The sequence below is a fragment of the Mesorhizobium sp. M1252 genome (assembly GCF_040318265.1).
Taxonomy (GTDB): Bacteria; Pseudomonadota; Alphaproteobacteria; order Rhizobiales; family Rhizobiaceae; genus Mesorhizobium.
In genome coordinates this window covers 116,578-135,035 of sequence record NZ_JAMYLX010000009.1, presented here as the reverse complement: position 1 = coordinate 135,035, position 18,458 = coordinate 116,578, and the positions used below count along the sequence as shown (strand labels likewise).

The following is an 18,458-nucleotide window of genomic DNA, read 5'->3' as shown; positions in this document are numbered from 1 at the left end:
GTTCGCTCAGATCACCGAATCCGTCCAGCCCACAATATCCTTCGCCGCCTCGCCGAAGGCGCTGTCGAGCGCGCTGACATAGGCCGGATTGCCGCTGCCCGAGACGGGAGCGGATGCGGTGAAGCTCTTCGAGGCGCGCACCTCGCCGTTGCGGTCGTTCAGGATGCGCACGAAGAGATTGACCTCGGCATGCTCGCCACCATTGACGCGGACTTCGAAGGAGCGGATCTCGACGATCACCTGGTAGTCGATCGCCAGCCCCTCGCCCGGCTTGCCGACGCCGGCAAAGCTTCCGGAGCGCTGGAAGGTTTCGGCGAGCCTCGCCTGCACGATCAGCGGCAGCCGGTCGGCCCATTGCGCGCCCTTGAGATACTGGATCGAGCGATCTGACGGCTTGATGACGATGTTCTGGCTGTCCAGCGCCTTGAGCGCGGAGGGCTGGGCGATCAGGATCTGGCGGCGGCTGTGGCCATGGGCGTCGATCGACGGGGCGGACAGCTCGAACGTATCGAGCGGCGCCGGCTTGCCTCCCAATGCCGCGCAACCAGCCAGCGTCAAGCCAAGCAAAACGACTGCCGATCTATACCCACCCAACCCGAACGTCACGCGTGATCCCCACTGTCCCCGGATCGTATGATGAATCCGCATCCGCAGTCCATGTAATTGCTGCGGGCGGGCACGGAAGTCAACGCCGTGCCCTGCCATCGAACTGCCGGACCTCGCCGTCGCCGCCCGACAGGATGCGCTGCGGGTTGCGGCTGAGATCGGTCACCGCCTCTTCGATGCGGCTGATCGAACGCCGGCTGTCCTGGACCAGCGCCTCGACATTCGACAGGCCCTGGCCCGAGAAGCGCGCAATATTGTCGGTGATCGTGCCAAGCCGGGCGTTCAGCGTGTCGGCGACCTGCTTGAACGACTTCAGCGTGTCCCTGGCATCGGCCATGACGCCGTCGGCCTGGCCCGAACCGAGCAGCGTATCGACCCTTTTCAGGATGCCGTCGACGCGCACCGAGGCATCGTTGAGGCGCGACGCAAGCTGTTTGGCGTCCTTGATCGTCTCGTCGATGTCGTCGGCCCGGTCGGCGAACTTGTCGGTCACCTTGGCGATGTCGGCGGCGGCCTTGTTGGCGTTTTCGCTGGCCTTCTGAATGTTGGCGAGCGCCACGCGCACTTGTGCCGGATCGATGCCGTCGAGCACATTGTCGACCTTTGCCAGCGTGCCTTGCGTGCGCTTGGCGAAATCGTTGACCGAGCCGACCGCGGTATCGACGTTCTTGATCACGCCGTCGAGCTGTCCGCTGGTCTCCTTCAGATTGGCGGTGACGGCGTCCACATTGGCGACGATGCTCTTGATCTTGTCCTTGTCGACGGCATTGAGCAGGCCTTCGGCAGCCTTCAGTGTGCCGTCGAGCTTGCCGGAAACACCCTTCAACTCGTCCGACAGCGCGCTGACGGCGGTCAGGAACTTGTCGATGCCGTCGGCATTCCTGGCCAGCGCATCGGAAAATGTCTGGGCGTTCTTGACGGTCTGGGTCAGCGGCCCGCGCACATCCCTGGTGAACCCTTCTAGGTCGGAAAGCACCTTGTCGGCGCGGGTGAAGATGTTCTGCGCCGTCTGCAGCAGGTTGGTGACCGCTGACGGATTGGCGATGATCTCGGCCGTCCTGCCTTCCTTTGCCGCCTCTTCCAGCAGGTTCGGTTCCTTGGGATCGGCGCCCTTCAATTCGATGTTGACCTGGCCGGCAAGGCTGGCGATGCCGATATCGGCCTGCGTGGATTTGGTGAGCGGCGTTGTCTGGTCGATCTCGGTCGTAGCAATGGCGGCATTGGGGTCATTGCGGTCGAAATAGACGCGCTTGACCACCCCGACCTTGACGCCGTTGAACAGCACCAGACTGCCGGGGCCGAGGCCGGAGGCCGAACCCTGAATGCGCACGCGCAGCTCCGCCGTCTCGCCGCGATCACCGATCTGGGCGGTCCAATAGACGAACCCGAACGCCGCCAGGATTGCAGCCAGGGTGAAAATGCCGACAATTACGTAGTTGGCTCTGGTTTCCATTGCCCCACTTATGTCTATGCGCGCGCGGCAAGATCAAGTTGCCGAGCGCGTTTTCCGCGGAAATAGGATTTGACCCACGGTTCTTCGCTTTTCAGCATGTCGTCGATCGTGCCTTCGACCAGGATTTTCTTGTTGCCGAGCACCGCCACGCGGTCGCAAGCGGTAAACAGCGTGTCGAGATCGTGCGTCACCATATAGACCGTCAGATCCATCGTATCGCGCAGCTTGACCACCAGTTCGTCGAATTCGGACGCGCTGATCGGGTCGAGGCCGGAAGTCGGCTCGTCGAGGAAGACGATGTCGGGGTCGAGCGCCAGCGCCCGCGCCAGGGCGGCGCGCTTGATCATGCCGCCCGAAAGCTCCGAGGGAAATTTTTGCGCGGCGTCCGGCGGCAGGCCGACCAGTTCGATCTTGAGCAAGGCCAGCTCGTCCATCAGTTTCTTCGGCAGATCGAGATATTCGCGCATCGGCACCTGCACGTTTTCCTGCACGGTCAACGCCGAAAACAGGGCGCCGTGCTGGAAAAGCACGCCAAGCCGCATATCGATGCGCAACCGTTCGATGTCGCTGGCCTTTTCGAGGTCGAGGCCAAACAGCTTGATCGTGCCGGACTGCTTGTGCAGCAGGCCGAGAATCGTGCGCAGCAGCACCGATTTGCCGGCGCCCGAGGCGCCGACGAAACCGAGGATTTCGCCGCGCTTGATGTCGAGCGCCAGTTTGTCGAGGATCAGCTTGTCGTCCAGGGAAACGGTGATATCGCGCACCGACAGCACGATATCGTCTTCTTCCATTCCCTGCACAGCCTTGGTCGCCTTTGAGTTTCTGCGCATCATGTCAGAACTCGATCGACGCGTAGAAGATTGCGAAAAGGCCATCGAGGATGATGACGACGAAGATCGACTTCACCACCGAGGCGGTGACGTGCAGCCCCAGCGATTCGGCGCTGCCGCCGACCTTCATGCCTTCTACGGAAGCAATGGTGCCGATGATCATGGCCATGAACGGCGCCTTGATCAGCCCGGCGAAGATGGTGCTGATATCGATTGCCCCGCGCAGCCGGTCGATGAAGGCCGTCGGCGCAATACCGGAATAAAGCCAGGCGGCGAGGATGCCGCCGCCAAGGGCGGCAAAATTGGCGACGATGGTGAGACAGGGCAGCGCGATCACCAGCGCCACCAGGCGCGGAAACACCAGCACGCCGATCGGGTTGAGGCCGATGACCTTCAGCGCATCGACCTCCTCGCGCATCTTCATCGAGCCTATCTCGGCGGTGATGGCGCTGCCGGAACGGCCGGCGATCATGATGGCGGTCATCAGCACGCCGAGCTCGCGCAGGATCAGCACGCCGACCAGATCGACAACGAAAATGTTGGCGCCGAAATAGTTGAGCTGGTAGGCGCCCTGCTGGGCGACGATGGCGCCGACGATCGCCGACATCAGCACCACCACGGGGATGGCGCCGACCCCCATGCGATCGATCTGGTTGAAGATCGCCGCAGGGTTGATGGCATGGCCGCGCCCGAGCTTCATCTGGGCGCCGCCGATGGTGGCGCCAAGGATGTTCATCGAGGCGAGGAAATCGTCGCGCATCTCATAGATGCGGCGGCCGACCGCCTCCAGCCCGCGGAGGATGATGTTGGGGCGCCGGACGCCGCGCGATTCGGGCTCGCGCCGGACAGCTTCGCCAACGGCGCCGAGCAGGATCGAGGCGACATCGCTTTGCCCCTGCATCTTGATCTCGACACCCTTCTTTTCGAAGACACTGACCAGGCGATCGATCAGCCAGGCGCCGGCGGTGTCCATCTTCTCGATGTGGGAAAGATCCAAAGCGAGCGTCTGGAAGCCTTTGCGCTGCTCGATCTTGCGCATCTCGGCGTCGATCAGCGCCACTGTCGTCGTCGTCCAGATGCCGGAGAAAGCGCAGCCGAGGACGCCGCCCTCCTCGCCGACCGCAACGCGGGGCTGGTGGTCGGCCTCCTTGGCGGCGTTGCCGCTTGCGTCGCGTTTGCCGATGGTCAACATGGCGTCCTGTTTAGCCTGACGGGTCGTACCTGTCGATTTGCCGACGACGCGTTGTCGCATAGCCGGAGCAGAAAATTATGGCGCGTGTCATTTCGGTTGAGGCCGAGCGTTTTCCCATTGCCGGCACCTTCACCATCTCGCGCGGGTCGAAGACCGAAGCCGAAGTCATTACCTGCACGATCAGTGATGGGGACAATCGCGGATGGGGCGAATGCGTCCCCTACAAGCGCTATGGCGAGACCATGGAGGGGGTGCGCGACGCCATCGAGGCCATGCGCCGGCAGATAGAAGGCGGCATCAGCCGCAAGGAACTGCTCGATGCGATGCCGGCGGGTGCTGCCCGCAACGCCATCGATTGCGCCTTGTGGGACCTGGAGGCCAAGATCAGCGGCGTTGCGGTCGCGGACGCCATCCACGTTGTGCCCTTGTCGGCGCTGGAGACGGCCTACACGCTGTCGCTGGGCGAGCCGGAGGCAATGGCGGCGCAAGCCCGCGCCAATGCCGGGCGGCCGCTGCTCAAGGTCAAGATTGGCGGCGACAACGACATGGCCCGCATCCGCGCCGTGACCGAAGCGGCGCCCGACAGCCGCATCATCCTCGACGCCAATGAAGGCTGGATCGATGCCAACATCATCGAGAATCTCGCTTTCGCCGCCGAACATGGCATAGCCCTGATCGAACAGCCGCTTCCCGCCGGCCATGATGCCATCCTGCGCCACATCGCGCATCCGGTGCCGATCTGCGCAGACGAAAGCGTCCACGAGGCGAAGGACCTCGAAACGCTTGTCGGCCTCTATGACGCCGTCAACATCAAGCTCGACAAATCCGGCGGCCTGACCGCCGCCCTTACCCTTCGCAACCGCGCCCGGGAGCTGGGATTCGGCGTGATGGTCGGCTGCATGGTCGGCACGTCGCTGGCGATGGCGCCGGCAGTGCTTTTGGCGCAAGGCGCCGACTTCGTCGACCTCGACGGTCCGCTGCTGCTTGCCCGCGACCGCCAGCCCGGCCTCGTGTACCAGGGGTCGCTGGTGTCACCGCCTGACAGGATGCTGTGGGGCTGAACGCGCGGCGAGCCCGATCAGCGCCAGGCCGACGATGGCGATCGGGATCATCGCCAGGAAGCCGTCGACGCCGTAGCGCTCGTAAAGCGGGCCGGACGCCAGCGTCACCGCCGCCATGAAGAAGCCGTTGAAGAAATAGGCAATGCCTTGCGCCGCACCCGTGCGTTCTTCCGAAACCGTTTCGCCGATCATCTTCTGCAGGCCGATCAACACCATCGCCACCGACACCGAATGCAGGGTCTGGACGCCGAAGAAACCGGCAACGCCAAGCCCGAGTGGCCAGATCAACGGAAAGGCGATCCAGCGCACGATGGAGCCGACGCCGGCGATCAGCATCACCTTGACGACTGAGACGGAGGCAAAAATACGGTTGAAAAACACGAACATGCAGACCTCGGCCACCACGCCCCAGGCCCACAGCAGGCCAACGACGGAATCGCTGATGCCGACCGACTTCCAGTAGATTGAGACAAAGCCGTAGAGGAAGGCATGGCTGGCGGTGATGATGCCGACGCCGAGGGTGAAATACAGGAAATACGGATTGAGAAGGCTCGGCGCCTGATGCTGGATGTCGGCGGCAGATAGCGGCGAAGCCCGGCGCGGGCGGCCAAGCCGCGGCGCCAGCAATCCGGCGACGAGCGCGGCTGACAATGCCGCAAAGATGATTACCGGCACGGCCTGCGGGCTCGTCCAGGCGAGGATAAAGCCGCCTGCGACATTGGCGCAGAGATAGGATATCGAGCCCCATTTGCGCATCGCGGTGTAGTTCGAGCCAAAGCGGCGCACACCCGACAGCGCGAGCGAATCGGCGATCGGCGAATGCGGCGTCCACACCACCGTCAGCGCCAGCGATACGGCAAGCACCATGGCGTAGGTCGGGTTGAGGAAATAGCCGGCGGAAAGCACCATCGTCGCGGCCACCAGCGCAATATAGACATCCGCCCTGTCCTTCGCCCGGTCGGCCAGCGCGGTCAGCAGGGGTGTTGTCACCACGCGCAGGAACATCGGCGCCGCCAGGATGATGGCGATCTGCTCGGCGTGGAAACCCTGGGCATGCAGCCACAGCGGGAAATAAGGCACATGCGTTCCCAGCGACACGAATAATGTCGCGAAGATCAGACTCATGCGCAGTTCGAAATGGCGCGGCTTGACGAGTTGTTCGGGCGAGAGCGGCGGCAGCGACATGAATCGATCCAATTACGCTGCACAAAGGGCTGCAACGCAGATCGATCCCTTAACATGCGCGAAAGCGGTCCGAAACTGCCTGGACCAGTCGATTAACAGGAGGGTTATGCCGCTTCGACGACCCTGTCTTCGATGAGCAGCGGGATGAACGGCTCGTCCGGTGCTTCGGGCAGCACCAGCGCCCAGTGGATGATCTCCATCTTGCCGTCGAAATGTTCGACCACCGCCGTGCAGCTCTCCACCCAGTCGCCGGTGTTGATGTACTGCACATCCTCATAAGTCTCGATCGCGGCGTGATGGATGTGGCCGCAGATGACGCCGTCGACGTGCGAGCGGCGGGCCTCCTCAGTCAGCACGGTCTGGAACGAGCCGATGAAGTTGACCGCCTTCTTGACCTTGACCTTGGCCCAGGACGAGAACGACCAGTAGGGAAGCCCAAGCAGGTGGCGCAGCCTCGTCACCGCGCGGTTGACCAGCATCGCCGCGTCATAGGCGTAGTCGCCGAGATAGGCCAGCCAGCGTGCATTGTGGACGACGGTGTCGAACTGGTCGCCGTGGATGACCAGCAGGCGCCTGCCATCGGCGGTTTCGTGGATGGCGCGGTCGGCAACGACGATGCCGCCGAAATGCACGCCTTGGAACTGGCGCGCGAATTCGTCGTGATTGCCGGCGATATAGGTGATCGAGGTGCCCTTGCGCGCCTTGCGCAGCAGTTTCTGGACGACGTCATTGTGGCTCTGCGGCCAATGCCAGCTGCGCCGCAGACGCCAGCCGTCGACGATGTCTCCGACGAGATAGATGATATCGGCGTCGTGATACCGCAGGAAATCGATCAGGAACTCGGCCTTGGCCGCCTTCGATCCGAGATGCAGGTCGGATATGAACATGCTGCGGAAAGTGCGGGTTTCTGTACCGGACATCAGATCGTCACCGTTGCTTTCGCGCAGGCTATGCCCCGATTCATGCAACAACCGTATGACGGTTGCGATTGGGCCAGCCAAAGGGCTAGCGTGCCGCGCCATTCACAGGAGAAAATCGTCATGGATCTTGGCATCAAGGGCAAGAAAGCCATCGTCTGCGCATCGAGCAAAGGGCTGGGCCGCGGCTGCGCCATGGCGCTGGCCGAGGCCGGCTGCGATCTCGTCGTCAACGGCCGCAATGCCGAGCTGCTGGCAAAAACCGCAGCCGAACTGCGCGAACGCTACGGCGTGAAGGTGACCGAGATCGTCGGCGACGTCTCGAAACCCGACGTGCAGCACGCGCTCCTTGCCGCCTGCCCCGACCCGGATATCCTGGTCAACAACAATGGCGGCCCGCCCTTGCGCGATTTCCGCGAGCTCGACCGCGCAAAGATTCTCGAGGGCGTGACGCAGAACATGGTGACGCCGATCGAACTGGTGCAGGCCGTGATCGACGGCATGGCCAAGCGCGGCTTCGGCCGCATCGTCAACATCACCTCGCTGTCGGTCTACGTCCCGATCCCCGGCCTCGATCTGTCGTCCGGCGCGCGCGCCGGGCTGACTTCGTTCCTGGCCGGCGTGGCGCGCACGGTGATCGACCGCAACGTCACCATCAACAGCCTGCTGCCGGGCAAGCTCGACACCGACCGGCTGCGCGGCCCGCATGAGGCCGGCACGATGGAAGATCCGGCAGCGGCCGCAGCGCGCAAGACCCGCATCAGCGCCGACGTTCCGGCCAAGCGGCTCGGCACGCCGGAAGAGTTCGGCCAGATCTGCGCCTTTCTGTGCTCGGTCCATGCCGGCTATCTCACCGGTCAGAACATCCCGGTCGATGGCGGCCTCTATGTCAGCGCGTTCTAAAAGGCTCGATGGATAATCGGCAGGATTTCAGCGCAATTATTTGAAATAGGTCGATATTTCCGGCCCCGGTTGTTTTAGCCGCCCTTGCGTTATTTGGCGTCGCGAAAAACCATTTTTGCGTGCTAAAAGGCTGCAAAGCAGGTTTGAGGGAGCGGCCGCATGGAAGGCGAGAACAAGAAAACGGCACGTTCGGACCTCGACGAAGCCGCCCTCTACTTCCATAAGCATCCAAGGCCGGGAAAGCTCGAGATCCAGGCGACCAAGCCGCTCGGCAACCAGCGCGACCTGGCGTTGGCCTATTCGCCGGGTGTTGCCGCGCCCTGCCTCGAAATCCGCGACAATCCGGCAACCGCGGCCGATTATACAGCGCGCGCCAATCTGGTCGGCGTCGTCTCCAACGGCTCGGCCGTGCTCGGGCTCGGCAATATCGGCCCGCTCGCCTCCAAGCCGGTGATGGAAGGCAAGGCGGTGCTGTTCAAGAAATTCGCCGGCATCGACGTCTTCGACATCGAGATCGACGCGCCGGGCATAGAGCGCATGGTCGAGACGATCTCGGCGCTGGAGCCGACATTCGGCGGCATCAATCTCGAGGACATCAAGGCGCCCGAATGCTTCGAGGTCGAGGCGCAGTTGAAGGCCCGCATGGGCATTCCCGTCTTCCATGACGACCAGCATGGCACCGCCATCATCGTCGCCGCCGCCGTGCTCAACGGGCTGGAATTCGCCGGCAAGACCATTTCCGACATCAAGATCGTCACCTCAGGCGCCGGTGCGGCAGCGCTCGCCTGCCTCAACCTGTTGGTCTCGCTTGGCGCCAAGGTAGAGAATATCTGGGTCACCGACCGCTTCGGCGTCGCCTACAAGGGCCGCACCGACGAGATGGATCGCTGGAAAGACCCATATGTGAAGGACACCGAGGCGCGCACGCTGGCCGATGTGATCCTTGGCGCCGACGTTTTTCTCGGCCTGTCGGCCGCCGGCGTGCTGAAGCCGGAATTGCTTGATCATATGGCGCCTAAGCCGTTGATCCTGGCACTGGCCAACCCCAATCCCGAGATCATGCCGGAGGTCGCGCGCGCCGCCCGTCCCGACGCGATGATCTGCACCGGCCGTTCCGATTTTCCCAATCAGGTCAACAACGTGCTTTGTTTTCCTTACATCTTCCGCGGTGCGCTGGACTGCGGCGCCAGCGCCATCAACGAGGAGATGAAGATGGCGGCGGTCAGGGCAATTGCTGCCCTTGCCCGCGAGGAACCATCCGACGTCGCCGCCCGCGCCTATTCCGGCGAGACGCCGATCTTCGGACCCGACTTCCTTATCCCCTCGCCCTTCGATCCCCGCCTGATCCTGCGCATCGCGCCGGCGGTGGCCAAGGCTGCCTGCGACACCGGCGTCGCGACCCGGCCGATCACCGACTTCGCCGCCTATATCGACCAGCTCAACCGCTTCGTCTTCCGCTCCGGCCTAGTGATGAAGCCGGTGTTTTCGTCGGCCAAGGCGTCGACCGCCAAGCGCGTCATCTATGCCGACGGCGAGGACGAGCGCGTGTTGCGCGCAGCCCAGGTGGTGCTGGAGGAAGGCATTGCCGAGCCGATCCTGATCGGCCGCCCGCATGTCATCGAGGTCAGGCTGAAGCGCTACGGCCTGCGTATCAAGCCGGGCGTCGATTTCGGCCTAATCAACCCTGAGGACGATCCGCGCTACCGCCATTATGTCGACCTGTTGATCGAGCTTGCCGGCCGGCGCGGCGTGACGACGGAAGCCGCGCGCACCATGGTGCGCACCGACAATACGGTGATTGCCGCGCTGGCGCTGAAGCGCGGCGATGCCGACGCCATGATCTGCGGCCTCGAGGGCCGTTTCGAGCGGCATCTGCGCAATGTGACGCTGGTCATCGGACCACGCGCGGGCGTCAAGGACCGCGACCTGTCGACGCTGTCGATGCTGATCTCGCAACGCGGCATCATCTTCCTCACCGACACCCATGTCTCGGTCGACCCGACGGCCGAGGAGATCGCCGAAATGACCATTCTGGCGGCGGAGGAAATCCAGCGCTTCGGCATCGAGCCGAAGGCAGCGCTGCTGTCGCATTCGGATTTCGGCTCGCGCGATTCACCCAGCGCGCTGAAGATGCGGCAGGCGGCGGCGATCCTGGCGCGCGTTGCGCCCGACCTGCAATGCGACGGCGAGATGCATGCCGATTCAGCCCTGTCGGAGCATCTGCGCCAGCGCGTCTATCCGCATTCGCGGCTGAAGGGCGAAGCCAATCTCCTGGTGTTCCCCAACCTCGACTCCGCCAACATCACGCTGACCGCGCTGCGTACGATGATGGATGCGCTGCATGTGGGCCCGATCCTGCTTGGCACCGACAAGCCGGCGCATATTTTGACGCCGTCAGTGACCTCGCGCGGCGTCGTCAATATGACGGCGCTGGCGGTGGTCGAGGCGGCGCACAAGGCGCAGGCGGTGGTTCATTTCGGCTGAGTTTCTCACGCAGGCGCGAAGCGGTAATGCCCGGTCTGCCTGAAGGCGAACAGCGTGTCCTCCTCGCGGGCGCCCGACCCGATATTGTGGATGACCAGCGCTCGTTCCGGCACGTCCGCCGTGCGTTCGGATGAGACGATGACGATGTGCGGCAGGTTGCCGGGCAGCATCTGGGTGACGATATCGCCCGGCTGAAAGTCGGGAGGATACTCGCTGGCGGGCAAGGAAACTCCCTTGCGCCCGAAAAATGCGGCAAGATTCCCGACCCGTCGGTGGTCGATGTTTCGATCGGTCGCTTTCAGACCCCAGGTCTTGGGATAGGCGGCGAAATTGGCGGCCATATCCTCATGCACCAGTTTCTGCAGGTCGAGATTGAAGGCGCGGCGATAGGCGCGCACGATGACATCCGTGCACACGCCCCTATCCGGCGCGACGTCGCCACCGGGATAGCCGAGGCGGACATAGGCCGGGTCGTAGAAGGTGGTGACGCCGATCTGCTCACGCGCGGCTTCGACCAATTTGCTGCGCCAGTCCGGAGCGGCTGGATTTTCCTGCGCCCGGGCGGCGGGCGCCGCCAGGCACAGGAGGCCGAACTGCAGTGCGGTTCGACGGGTAATCGCGGTCATGCCAGGTCCCCGGGGCATTGCTGGATCGTGGGATAATTCCGGGGCGATTGCGCCTTTTTCATGCAGCGGTGAGATCGCACAGTTGCCGCCCTATCCAAACGCCTCCTGCAACGCCTCTATGGGCTAAGACCATCTTTGGTTGTAGATTGGGGGAACGGTTAACCGCGAATCCGGTAGACAGGCAGGCAAGCGGGGTTCGGGCAATGACGGGCGGACGATGGAGGCTGAAGCACCTGGCTGCGCTGCTCGGCGCGTTTGTGCTTTCGGCCGTCGCCACCACTGAACCGCAGGCCGCCTCCCGCGTTTGCCGTCAACTGGAAGCCGAGCTTGCTTCTTCATCGAATGGCGGCGGCAATTCCAGCATGGTGCGGAAGTATGACAAGGCCATCTCCCGCCAGTTCGAACAGCTATCAAAGGTGCGCGGTCGTGCGAGCGATGCGAATTGCGGGTTTTCGCTGTTTTCGCGCAATGTCAGCCAATGTGCTGCGCTGAACAGCAGCATCGATCGCATGAACGCCAATCTCGATGCGTTGCAAGCCAAGCGCGCGCAGCTTGCCGGCGGCGGCTCGCGGGGCGACCGCGGCCGCATCCTGGCCGCGCTCGACGCCAATGGCTGCCGCGACGAGCCCGCGCCGCGCCGGGAGCCGCTGCAGGAAGCCAGCCGCGAACCCGACGACGGCAATCTGTTCGACCAGCTTTTTGGCGGCAACCGGCAGATCGACACGCTCGATCAGCCCGATGATCCCGGCGAGGAGCGCAATGTGCGCCGCGTCCTCAACCAGCCCGGCGTGCCGGATTTCCCGACGGTTGGCGGCGAGTTCCATACGAGCTGCGTGCGCACCTGCGACGGCTATTTCTTCCCGATGTCGAACTCGGCTTCGCTCGGCGATTTCGAGCGCGACCAGAAGAATTGCGAATCGAGCTGCCCCGGCACCGAAATGCAGGTGTTCTATTCGCGCGGCATGGAAGACGATTCGGCCAACATGACGTCGTCGGTGACCGGCAGGCCCTACAGCGAGTTGCCGACCGCCTATCTCTACAAACAGCCCAACATGTCGCGGCCGCTGGCTTGTGGCTGCAATGCGCAGGCCGGAAATTTCGAGATCATCGGCGGCAACCCGCCACCGCCCGAGCAATCGCAGCCTGATACCGAGACAACGCCATTCATTCCGGTGCCGGCGGCCAAACCCGATCCTGGCGCGGATCCGGAGACGCTGGCGAACGTACAAGGCGGGCTCGACCGCGCCGCCATCAAGCGCCTTGCCGTCAAGCCGGTGGTGTCGCCGGTGTCGCTGATCCCGCCGGACCAGCGCAAGGTCAGGGTCGTCGGGCCAGCGTTCCTTCCCGACCCAGCAGCGGCAATAGATCTGCAAGCTCCGGCCCGGAAGCAAGTCCGGTAAGCGCCAGCCTGAGCGGCATGAACAGCGCCTTGCCCTTGCGGCCGCTGGCTTCCCTGATCCTGGCCGTCCAGTCTTTCCAGACCGTACCGGTCCACGGCTCTTCCGGCAACAGGTCGAAGGCCTGCTGCAGGAAGTCGCGATCCTCGTCGGAAAATTCCGGCGCGGGCTGCGGGCCGTCGGCAAGGATGCGCCACCAGCCGACCGCGTCGCTCAGCCGGTCGAGATTGCCGCGCACCGCCAGCCAGAACGGCTCGGCCTTGTCGCCGGAGATGCCGAGCACGATCAGCCGATCCCGCGCCTCGGAAAACGGCATGTGGTGCATGAGCGCACGATTGAGCACGAACAGCTCGTCCGGGTCGAATTTGGCCGCCGATTTCGACGTGGCGGCGGGATCGAAGCGCGCGGCCAGTGCCGGCATGTCATGCACCGCCGCGACATTTTCCGAGGTGCCGACAAGGACGGCCAGCGAAGCCACAGCCATCGGTTCGATGCCCTCCTCGCGCAGGCTTTCGATCGACAGCGCACCGCTGCGCTTCGACAGGCCCTCGCCCGAGGCCGTGGTCAAGAGATTGTGGTGGCCGAAGACAGGCGGCTCGGCGCCCAATGCCTTGAACAGCGCGATCTGCACGCCGGTGTTGGTGACGTGGTCGTCACCGCGAATGACATGACTGACCCCCATCTCGATGTCGTCGACGACCGATGGCAGCGTGTAGAGATAAGTGCCGTCCTCGCGCCGCAGCACCGGATCGGACAGTGAGGCCAGATCGACGGTTTCCTCGCCGCGCACCAGATCGTTCCAGTGGATTTCGGTGCGCTCGGGCTGCAGCGGATCGCTGGTGAAGTTCGGCAGCAGGAAGCGCCAGTGCGGCCGGCGCCCGTCCGACCGGTATTCGGCGATCTGCTGCTGCGAAAGCGCCAGCGCCTCGCGGCCATAGACCGGCGGCAGGCCGCGCGTGCGGCGCACCTTGCGGCGCAGGTCGAGTTCTTCGGGGGTCTCGTAGCAGGGATAGACAACGCCGGCTCTCTGCAGCCGCTCCACTGCCGCGTCGTAAGTTTCGAAGCGCCGCGACTGGTATTCGGTGGCATCGGGGAAAATGCCCAGCCAGTGCAGGTCGTAGAGGATGGCGTCGGAAAATTCCTGCCTCGAGCGGGCAATGTCTGTGTCGTCGAAGCGCTGGATGAAACGGCCCTTGTTGTTCATGGCAAACAGCCAGTTGAACAAGGCGGTGCGGGCATTGCCGATATGAATGCGGCCGGTTGGTGAGGGGGCAAAACGGACGGTAACTGTCATGGGCGGGGCGTAACGGATGCTCTTGGAATTGACAAGACGCGCCCCCGCGCGACGCCAAAGACATAATGCACGCCAGCTAAAATGAAAAGGCTGTGAGCCAGAATCCGGCCGGGCCTGTCTCGGGTGAACCGCTCACCAGCGGTGCACGCCGGCAGAATCGGGCTTTCCTCAGCCGCTTTTTGTCCCCGTTATCCACATATGTGACACACAAGATGTTGGGGTCACAAAAGCTACGCAAACGAATCCTTGACGACGCAAACCGAGTCGCCTTTTATGTGCCATGTGCTCTTGTTGAGGGCGCGACCGGAGAGTTTCGAGCCCGGTCATTTTTCCCGGATTTTGTGCGTTTTGGCCATGATTTCCGCCTGTTTACGAGGCTGGCGGAAGCGTTGGATCGTGGGGGCTTCGGGAGCGAAAAGGGAGATTTGTCGGACTGGAATAAATTGTCTGTTAACACTATATTTAGTGTTTGCAGGCAGGTTCGACGCTAGATAGTGTGAATTTCCCTCGGTCGAGGGAATCGAGGAAAAATTCAGTTTTGAGGGACCCGCAGGGTTCGGCGCAGAGTTGGAACAGCGGCTTCGTAAGAAGCTCGACCAGCAAGGCGACGAAGACTGCCACAAGGAGAGCCGGTGTTTTCGAACGCCGGCAGACGGCGGACATGCGCGTTTCGCATTGGGGGCAGAAATCCCCGGGGAAAAGCGCTATATATAGACAAAAGGGACCGGACCAATGCGCATCGAGCGTCGTTTCACCAAGCCAGGCCAATCAGCTTACGCGGAGATCGAATTCCGCAAGGCGCTTTCGGAGATCAAGAATCCGGACGGCTCGGTGGTGTTCCGCTTGGACAATATCGATGTGCCGGCGCAGTTCTCGCAGGTTGCCGCCGACATCCTGGCGCAGAAGTATTTCCGCAAGGCCGGCGTGCCCGCGCGCCTGAAGAAGGTCGAGGAGAACGACGTCCCCTCCTTCCTGTGGCGCTCCGTCGCCGACGAGGCCGAGCTTGCCAAGCTGCCGGAAGCCGAGCGCTACGGTTCCGAAATCGACGCCCGCCAGGTCTTCGACCGGCTGGCCGGCACCTGGACCTATTGGGGCTACAAGGGCGGCTACTTCAAGTCGGAAGAAGACGCCAGCGCCTTCCGCGACGAACTCGCCTATATGCTCGCCACCCAGCGCGTTGCGCCGAACTCGCCGCAATGGTTCAATACCGGCCTGCACTGGGCCTACGGCATCGATGGCCCGAGCCAGGGCCACTATTATGTCGACCCGTTTACCGGCAAGCTGACCAAGTCGAAGTCCTCCTACGAGCATCCGCAGCCGCATGCCTGTTTCATCCAGGGCGTGCAGGACGATCTCGTCAACGAAGGCGGCATCATGGACCTGTGGGTGCGCGAAGCGCGCCTGTTCAAATACGGCTCGGGCACCGGCTCCAATTTCTCCATGCTGCGCGGCGAAGGCGAAAAGCTGTCGGGCGGCGGCCGTTCGTCCGGCCTGATGAGCTTCCTCAAGATCGGCGACCGCGCGGCGGGCGCAATCAAGTCGGGCGGCACCACGCGTCGTGCGGCCAAGATGGTCATTGTCGACGCCGACCATCCCGATATCGAGGAATTCATCGACTGGAAGGTCAATGAAGAGCAGAAGGTGGCGTCGCTGGTCACCGGCTCCAAGATCGTGAAAAAACATCTCGAAGCGATCATGAAGGCCTGCATCAACTGCGAAGGCCATGATGACGACTGCTTCGACCCGTCGATCAACACCGCGCTGAAGCGCGAGATCAAGGCGGCCAAGAAGTCGGCGGTGCCGGAGAACTACATCTACCGCGTCATCCAGTTCGCCAAGCAGGGCTACACCTCGATGTCGTTCAAGACCTACGACACCGACTGGGATTCGGACGCCTACCTCACCGTCTCCGGCCAGAACTCCAACAATTCGGTGTCGCTGAAGGACAATTTCCTGCGCGCCGTCGAGGACGACGCCGACTGGCATCTGACCGCCCGCAAGGACGGCAAGGTGCTGAAGACGCTGAAGGCTCGCGACCTCTGGGAAAAGATCGGCTACGCCGCCTGGGCGTCGGCCGATCCGGGCCTGCATTTCAACACGACGATGAACGACTGGCATACCTGCGCTTCGGCCGGTGCGATCCGGGCCTCCAACCCGTGCTCGGAATACATGTTCCTCGACGACACGGCCTGCAACCTCGCCTCGATCAACCTTTTGCCCTACCGCAATGCCGACGGCACGATCGACATCGCCGCCTATGAGCACACGGTGCGGCTGTGGACCGTCGTCCTCGAAATCTCGGTGATGATGGCGCAGTTTCCGTCGAAGGAAATCGCCAAGCAGTCCTACGAATACCGCACGCTCGGCCTCGGCTACGCCAACATTGGTGGCCTGCTGATGACCTCGGGCATTCCCTATGACTCCGACGAGGGCCGCGCCATCTGCGCAGCACTCACCGCCATCATGACCGGCGTCGCCTATGCCACCTCGGCCGAGATGGCGTCCGAACTCGGCGCCTTCGCCGACTACGACCGCAATGCGCAGAACATGCTGCGCGTGATGCGCAACCATCGCCGCGCTGCCTATGGCGAAAAGGGCGGCTATGAGAAGCTCGCCGTCAACCCGGTGCCGCTGGTCGCTTCCGACCTGAAGCAGCAGGACCTTTTCGTCCACGCCAAGGCTGCCTGGGACCGCGCCATCGAACTCGGCGAAGAGCATGGCTACCGCAATGCGCAGGCGACCGTGATTGCGCCGACCGGCACGATCGGCCTGGTCATGGATTGCGACACCACCGGCATCGAGCCCGACTTCGCGCTGGTGAAGTTCAAGAAGCTCGCCGGCGGCGGCTACTTCAAGATCATCAACCGCGCCGTGCCGGAAGCGCTGCGCACGCTGGGCTATTCCGAAAGCCAGCTGGCCGAGATCGAGGCCTATGCGGTCGGCCACGGCAACATGAACCAGGCACCGGCGGTCAACCCCGGCTCGCTTAGGGCGAAGGGTTTTACCGATGACAAGATCGCGGCGCTCAATGCTGCGCTGAAGTCGGCCTTCGACATCAAATTCGTCTTCAATCAGTGGACGCTCGGCGCCGACTGGGTGAAGGACACCTTTGGTTTCACCGATGAGCAGCTCAACGATTTCTCGTTCGAGATGCTGCCGGCGCTGGGCTTCTCCAGGAAGGACATCGAAGCCGCCAACATCCATGTCTGCGGTGCGATGACGCTGGAAGGCGCGCCCTTCCTCAAGGCCGAGCACCTGGCGGTGTTCGACTGCGCCAGCCCGTGCGGCAAGATCGGCAAGCGCTCGCTGTCCATCAACAGCCACATCCAGATGATGGCGGCGGCACAGCCCTTCATCTCCGGCGCCATCTCCAAGACCATCAACATGCCCAACGATGCGACGGTGGAAGACGCCAAGGGCGCTTACATGCTGTCGTGGAAGCTGGCGCTGAAGGCCAACGCGCTCTACCGCGACGGCTCGAAGCTGTCGCAGCCGCTGAATTCGTCGCTGCTCGCCGACAGCGAGGATGACGAGGACGATGCGGTCGAGCAGCTGATCGCGGCGCCCGCTTCACAGCGCGCCGTGCAAGTGACCGAGAAGATCGTCGAACGCGTCATCGAACGCCTCTACCGCGATCGTGAAAAACTGCCGAACCGCCGCAAGGGATACACCCAGAAGGCAGTCGTCGGCGGCCACAAGGTCTACCTGCGCACCGGCGAATTCGATGACGGCCGCATCGGCGAGATCTTCATCGACATGCACAAGGAAGGCGCTGCTTTCCGGGCGATGATGAACAACTTCGCCATCGCCATTTCGCTCGGCTTGCAATACGGCGTGCCGCTCGAGGAATTCGTCGAGGCCTTCACCTTCACCAAATTCGAGCCGGCCGGCATGGTGCAGGGCAACGACGCGATCAAGAATGCGACGTCGATCCTCGACTACGTGTTCCGCGAACTCGCCGTGTCCTATCTCGGCCGCCACGACCTCGCCCATGTCGACCAGTCGGATTTCGACAAGACGGCGCTCGGACGCGGCATCAACGAAGGCAAGGCGACGCCGTTCTCGAAGGGCCTTACCCGCGGCGCCTCGCCGGTCAAGTTGGTGTCTGGCTTAGGTGGCGAACCCAAGGGTTTTGCCGGATCACCTGCCGGAGCCCCTGCCCGGGTCACTCCAACTGCGTTCTCAGGCTCCAACGTGCTGGCGCTTAAACCAGCAAGCGACGAAGCCATCGCCTACAAGCGCGACTATGAGGAGCGAGCCAAGGAACTGGTCGAAGATATTGTTTCCGAGGAGGCAGCCGATCCCACCGGGTTGTTCACCGACGAAGCAGCGAAAGAAGCGGCCGAGGCAAAGGCGCTTGCCTCTACGCGGCGTCAGCAATCCTTGATGCAAGGCTACACCGGCAACGAATGCTCGGAATGCCACAACTTCACCATGGTGCGGAACGGCACCTGCGAGAAGTGCGATACTTGTGGTTCGACGAGCGGGTGCAGTTGACACGAACGAACCT

At 63.0% G+C, this 18,458-nt stretch carries 13 protein-coding genes; 5 read left to right on the top strand and 8 right to left on the bottom strand.

What is annotated here, in order from left to right:
• Positions 1–6: 6 nt before the first annotated feature.
• Genes NKH22_RS19380 through NKH22_RS19365 form a run of 4 tightly spaced genes read right to left on the bottom strand, consistent with a single transcriptional unit; the run spans position 7 to position 4,081 of the window.
• Complete coding sequence (locus NKH22_RS19380) at positions 7–648, bottom strand: ABC-type transport auxiliary lipoprotein family protein (RefSeq protein ID WP_502897145.1); 642 nt, start codon at positions 646–648, stop codon at positions 7–9.
• A gap of 37 nt (positions 649–685) precedes the next feature.
• Positions 686–2,059 carry an MlaD family protein gene (locus NKH22_RS19375; protein WP_023715969.1) on the bottom strand — a complete coding sequence of 458 codons (1,374 nt, stop codon included), beginning with the start codon at positions 2,057–2,059 and terminating at the stop codon, positions 686–688.
• Positions 2,060–2,073: 14 nt separating this feature from the next.
• Positions 2,074–2,892 (bottom strand): ABC transporter ATP-binding protein, encoded by an 819-nt coding sequence (locus tag NKH22_RS19370; protein WP_023726892.1) that lies wholly within the window; start codon positions 2,890–2,892, stop codon positions 2,074–2,076.
• Position 2,893: 1 nt separating this feature from the next.
• Positions 2,894–4,081: an MlaE family ABC transporter permease gene (locus NKH22_RS19365; RefSeq protein ID WP_023708615.1), complete on the bottom strand. Its 1,188-nt coding sequence runs from the start codon at positions 4,079–4,081 to the stop codon at positions 2,894–2,896.
• A gap of 77 nt (positions 4,082–4,158) precedes the next feature.
• Between NKH22_RS19365 and dgcA the strand changes: the two genes are divergently transcribed.
• Entirely contained in the window at positions 4,159–5,142 is a 984-nt protein-coding gene (dgcA, locus tag NKH22_RS19360) for an N-acetyl-D-Glu racemase DgcA (RefSeq protein WP_023690143.1), read from the top strand.
• Here dgcA and NKH22_RS19355 read toward each other — a convergent pair.
• Together NKH22_RS19355 and NKH22_RS19350 are read right to left on the bottom strand one after the other, a co-directional pair.
• The gene (locus tag NKH22_RS19355; protein ID WP_023822364.1) at positions 5,113–6,327 is read right to left on the bottom strand and encodes an MFS transporter; all 1,215 of its coding nucleotides are present in this window, start codon (positions 6,325–6,327) and stop codon (positions 5,113–5,115) included. The genes dgcA and NKH22_RS19355 overlap by 30 nt on opposite strands.
• A gap of 104 nt (positions 6,328–6,431) precedes the next feature.
• Positions 6,432–7,247 carry a UDP-2,3-diacylglucosamine diphosphatase gene (locus NKH22_RS19350; protein WP_023715971.1) on the bottom strand — a complete coding sequence of 272 codons (816 nt, stop codon included), beginning with the start codon at positions 7,245–7,247 and terminating at the stop codon, positions 6,432–6,434.
• 120 nt (positions 7,248–7,367) lie between these two features.
• On the opposite strand from NKH22_RS19350, the gene NKH22_RS19345 reads away from it, so the two are divergent.
• Both NKH22_RS19345 and NKH22_RS19340 read left to right on the top strand, forming a co-directional pair.
• Positions 7,368–8,147 carry an SDR family oxidoreductase gene (locus NKH22_RS19345; protein ID WP_023706506.1) on the top strand — a complete coding sequence of 260 codons (780 nt, stop codon included), beginning with the start codon at positions 7,368–7,370 and terminating at the stop codon, positions 8,145–8,147.
• Between the two features lie 159 nt (positions 8,148–8,306).
• Positions 8,307–10,631 carry an NADP-dependent malic enzyme gene (locus tag NKH22_RS19340; RefSeq protein ID WP_023745999.1) on the top strand — a complete coding sequence of 775 codons (2,325 nt, stop codon included), beginning with the start codon at positions 8,307–8,309 and terminating at the stop codon, positions 10,629–10,631.
• Positions 10,632–10,636: 5 nt separating this feature from the next.
• Here the strand turns inward: NKH22_RS19340 and NKH22_RS19335 are convergent, their stop codons facing one another.
• Positions 10,637–11,257 carry a DUF1287 domain-containing protein gene (locus NKH22_RS19335; protein ID WP_352910583.1) on the bottom strand — a complete coding sequence of 207 codons (621 nt, stop codon included), beginning with the start codon at positions 11,255–11,257 and terminating at the stop codon, positions 10,637–10,639.
• Positions 11,258–11,460: 203 nt separating this feature from the next.
• Between NKH22_RS19335 and NKH22_RS19330 the strand changes: the two genes are divergently transcribed.
• The gene (locus NKH22_RS19330; RefSeq protein WP_352910580.1) at positions 11,461–12,657 is read left to right on the top strand and encodes a DUF2865 domain-containing protein; all 1,197 of its coding nucleotides are present in this window, start codon (positions 11,461–11,463) and stop codon (positions 12,655–12,657) included.
• Here NKH22_RS19330 and gltX read toward each other — a convergent pair.
• On the bottom strand, positions 12,575–13,948 hold the full coding sequence (gltX, locus tag NKH22_RS19325; RefSeq protein WP_023694165.1) for a glutamate--tRNA ligase: 1,374 nt from the start codon (positions 13,946–13,948) through the stop codon (positions 12,575–12,577). The genes NKH22_RS19330 and gltX overlap by 83 nt on opposite strands.
• Positions 13,949–14,680: 732 nt before the next feature.
• Here gltX and NKH22_RS19320 point away from each other — a divergent pair.
• Positions 14,681–18,445: a vitamin B12-dependent ribonucleotide reductase gene (locus tag NKH22_RS19320; protein ID WP_352910577.1), complete on the top strand. Its 3,765-nt coding sequence runs from the start codon at positions 14,681–14,683 to the stop codon at positions 18,443–18,445.
• Positions 18,446–18,458: the final 13 nt, after the last annotated feature.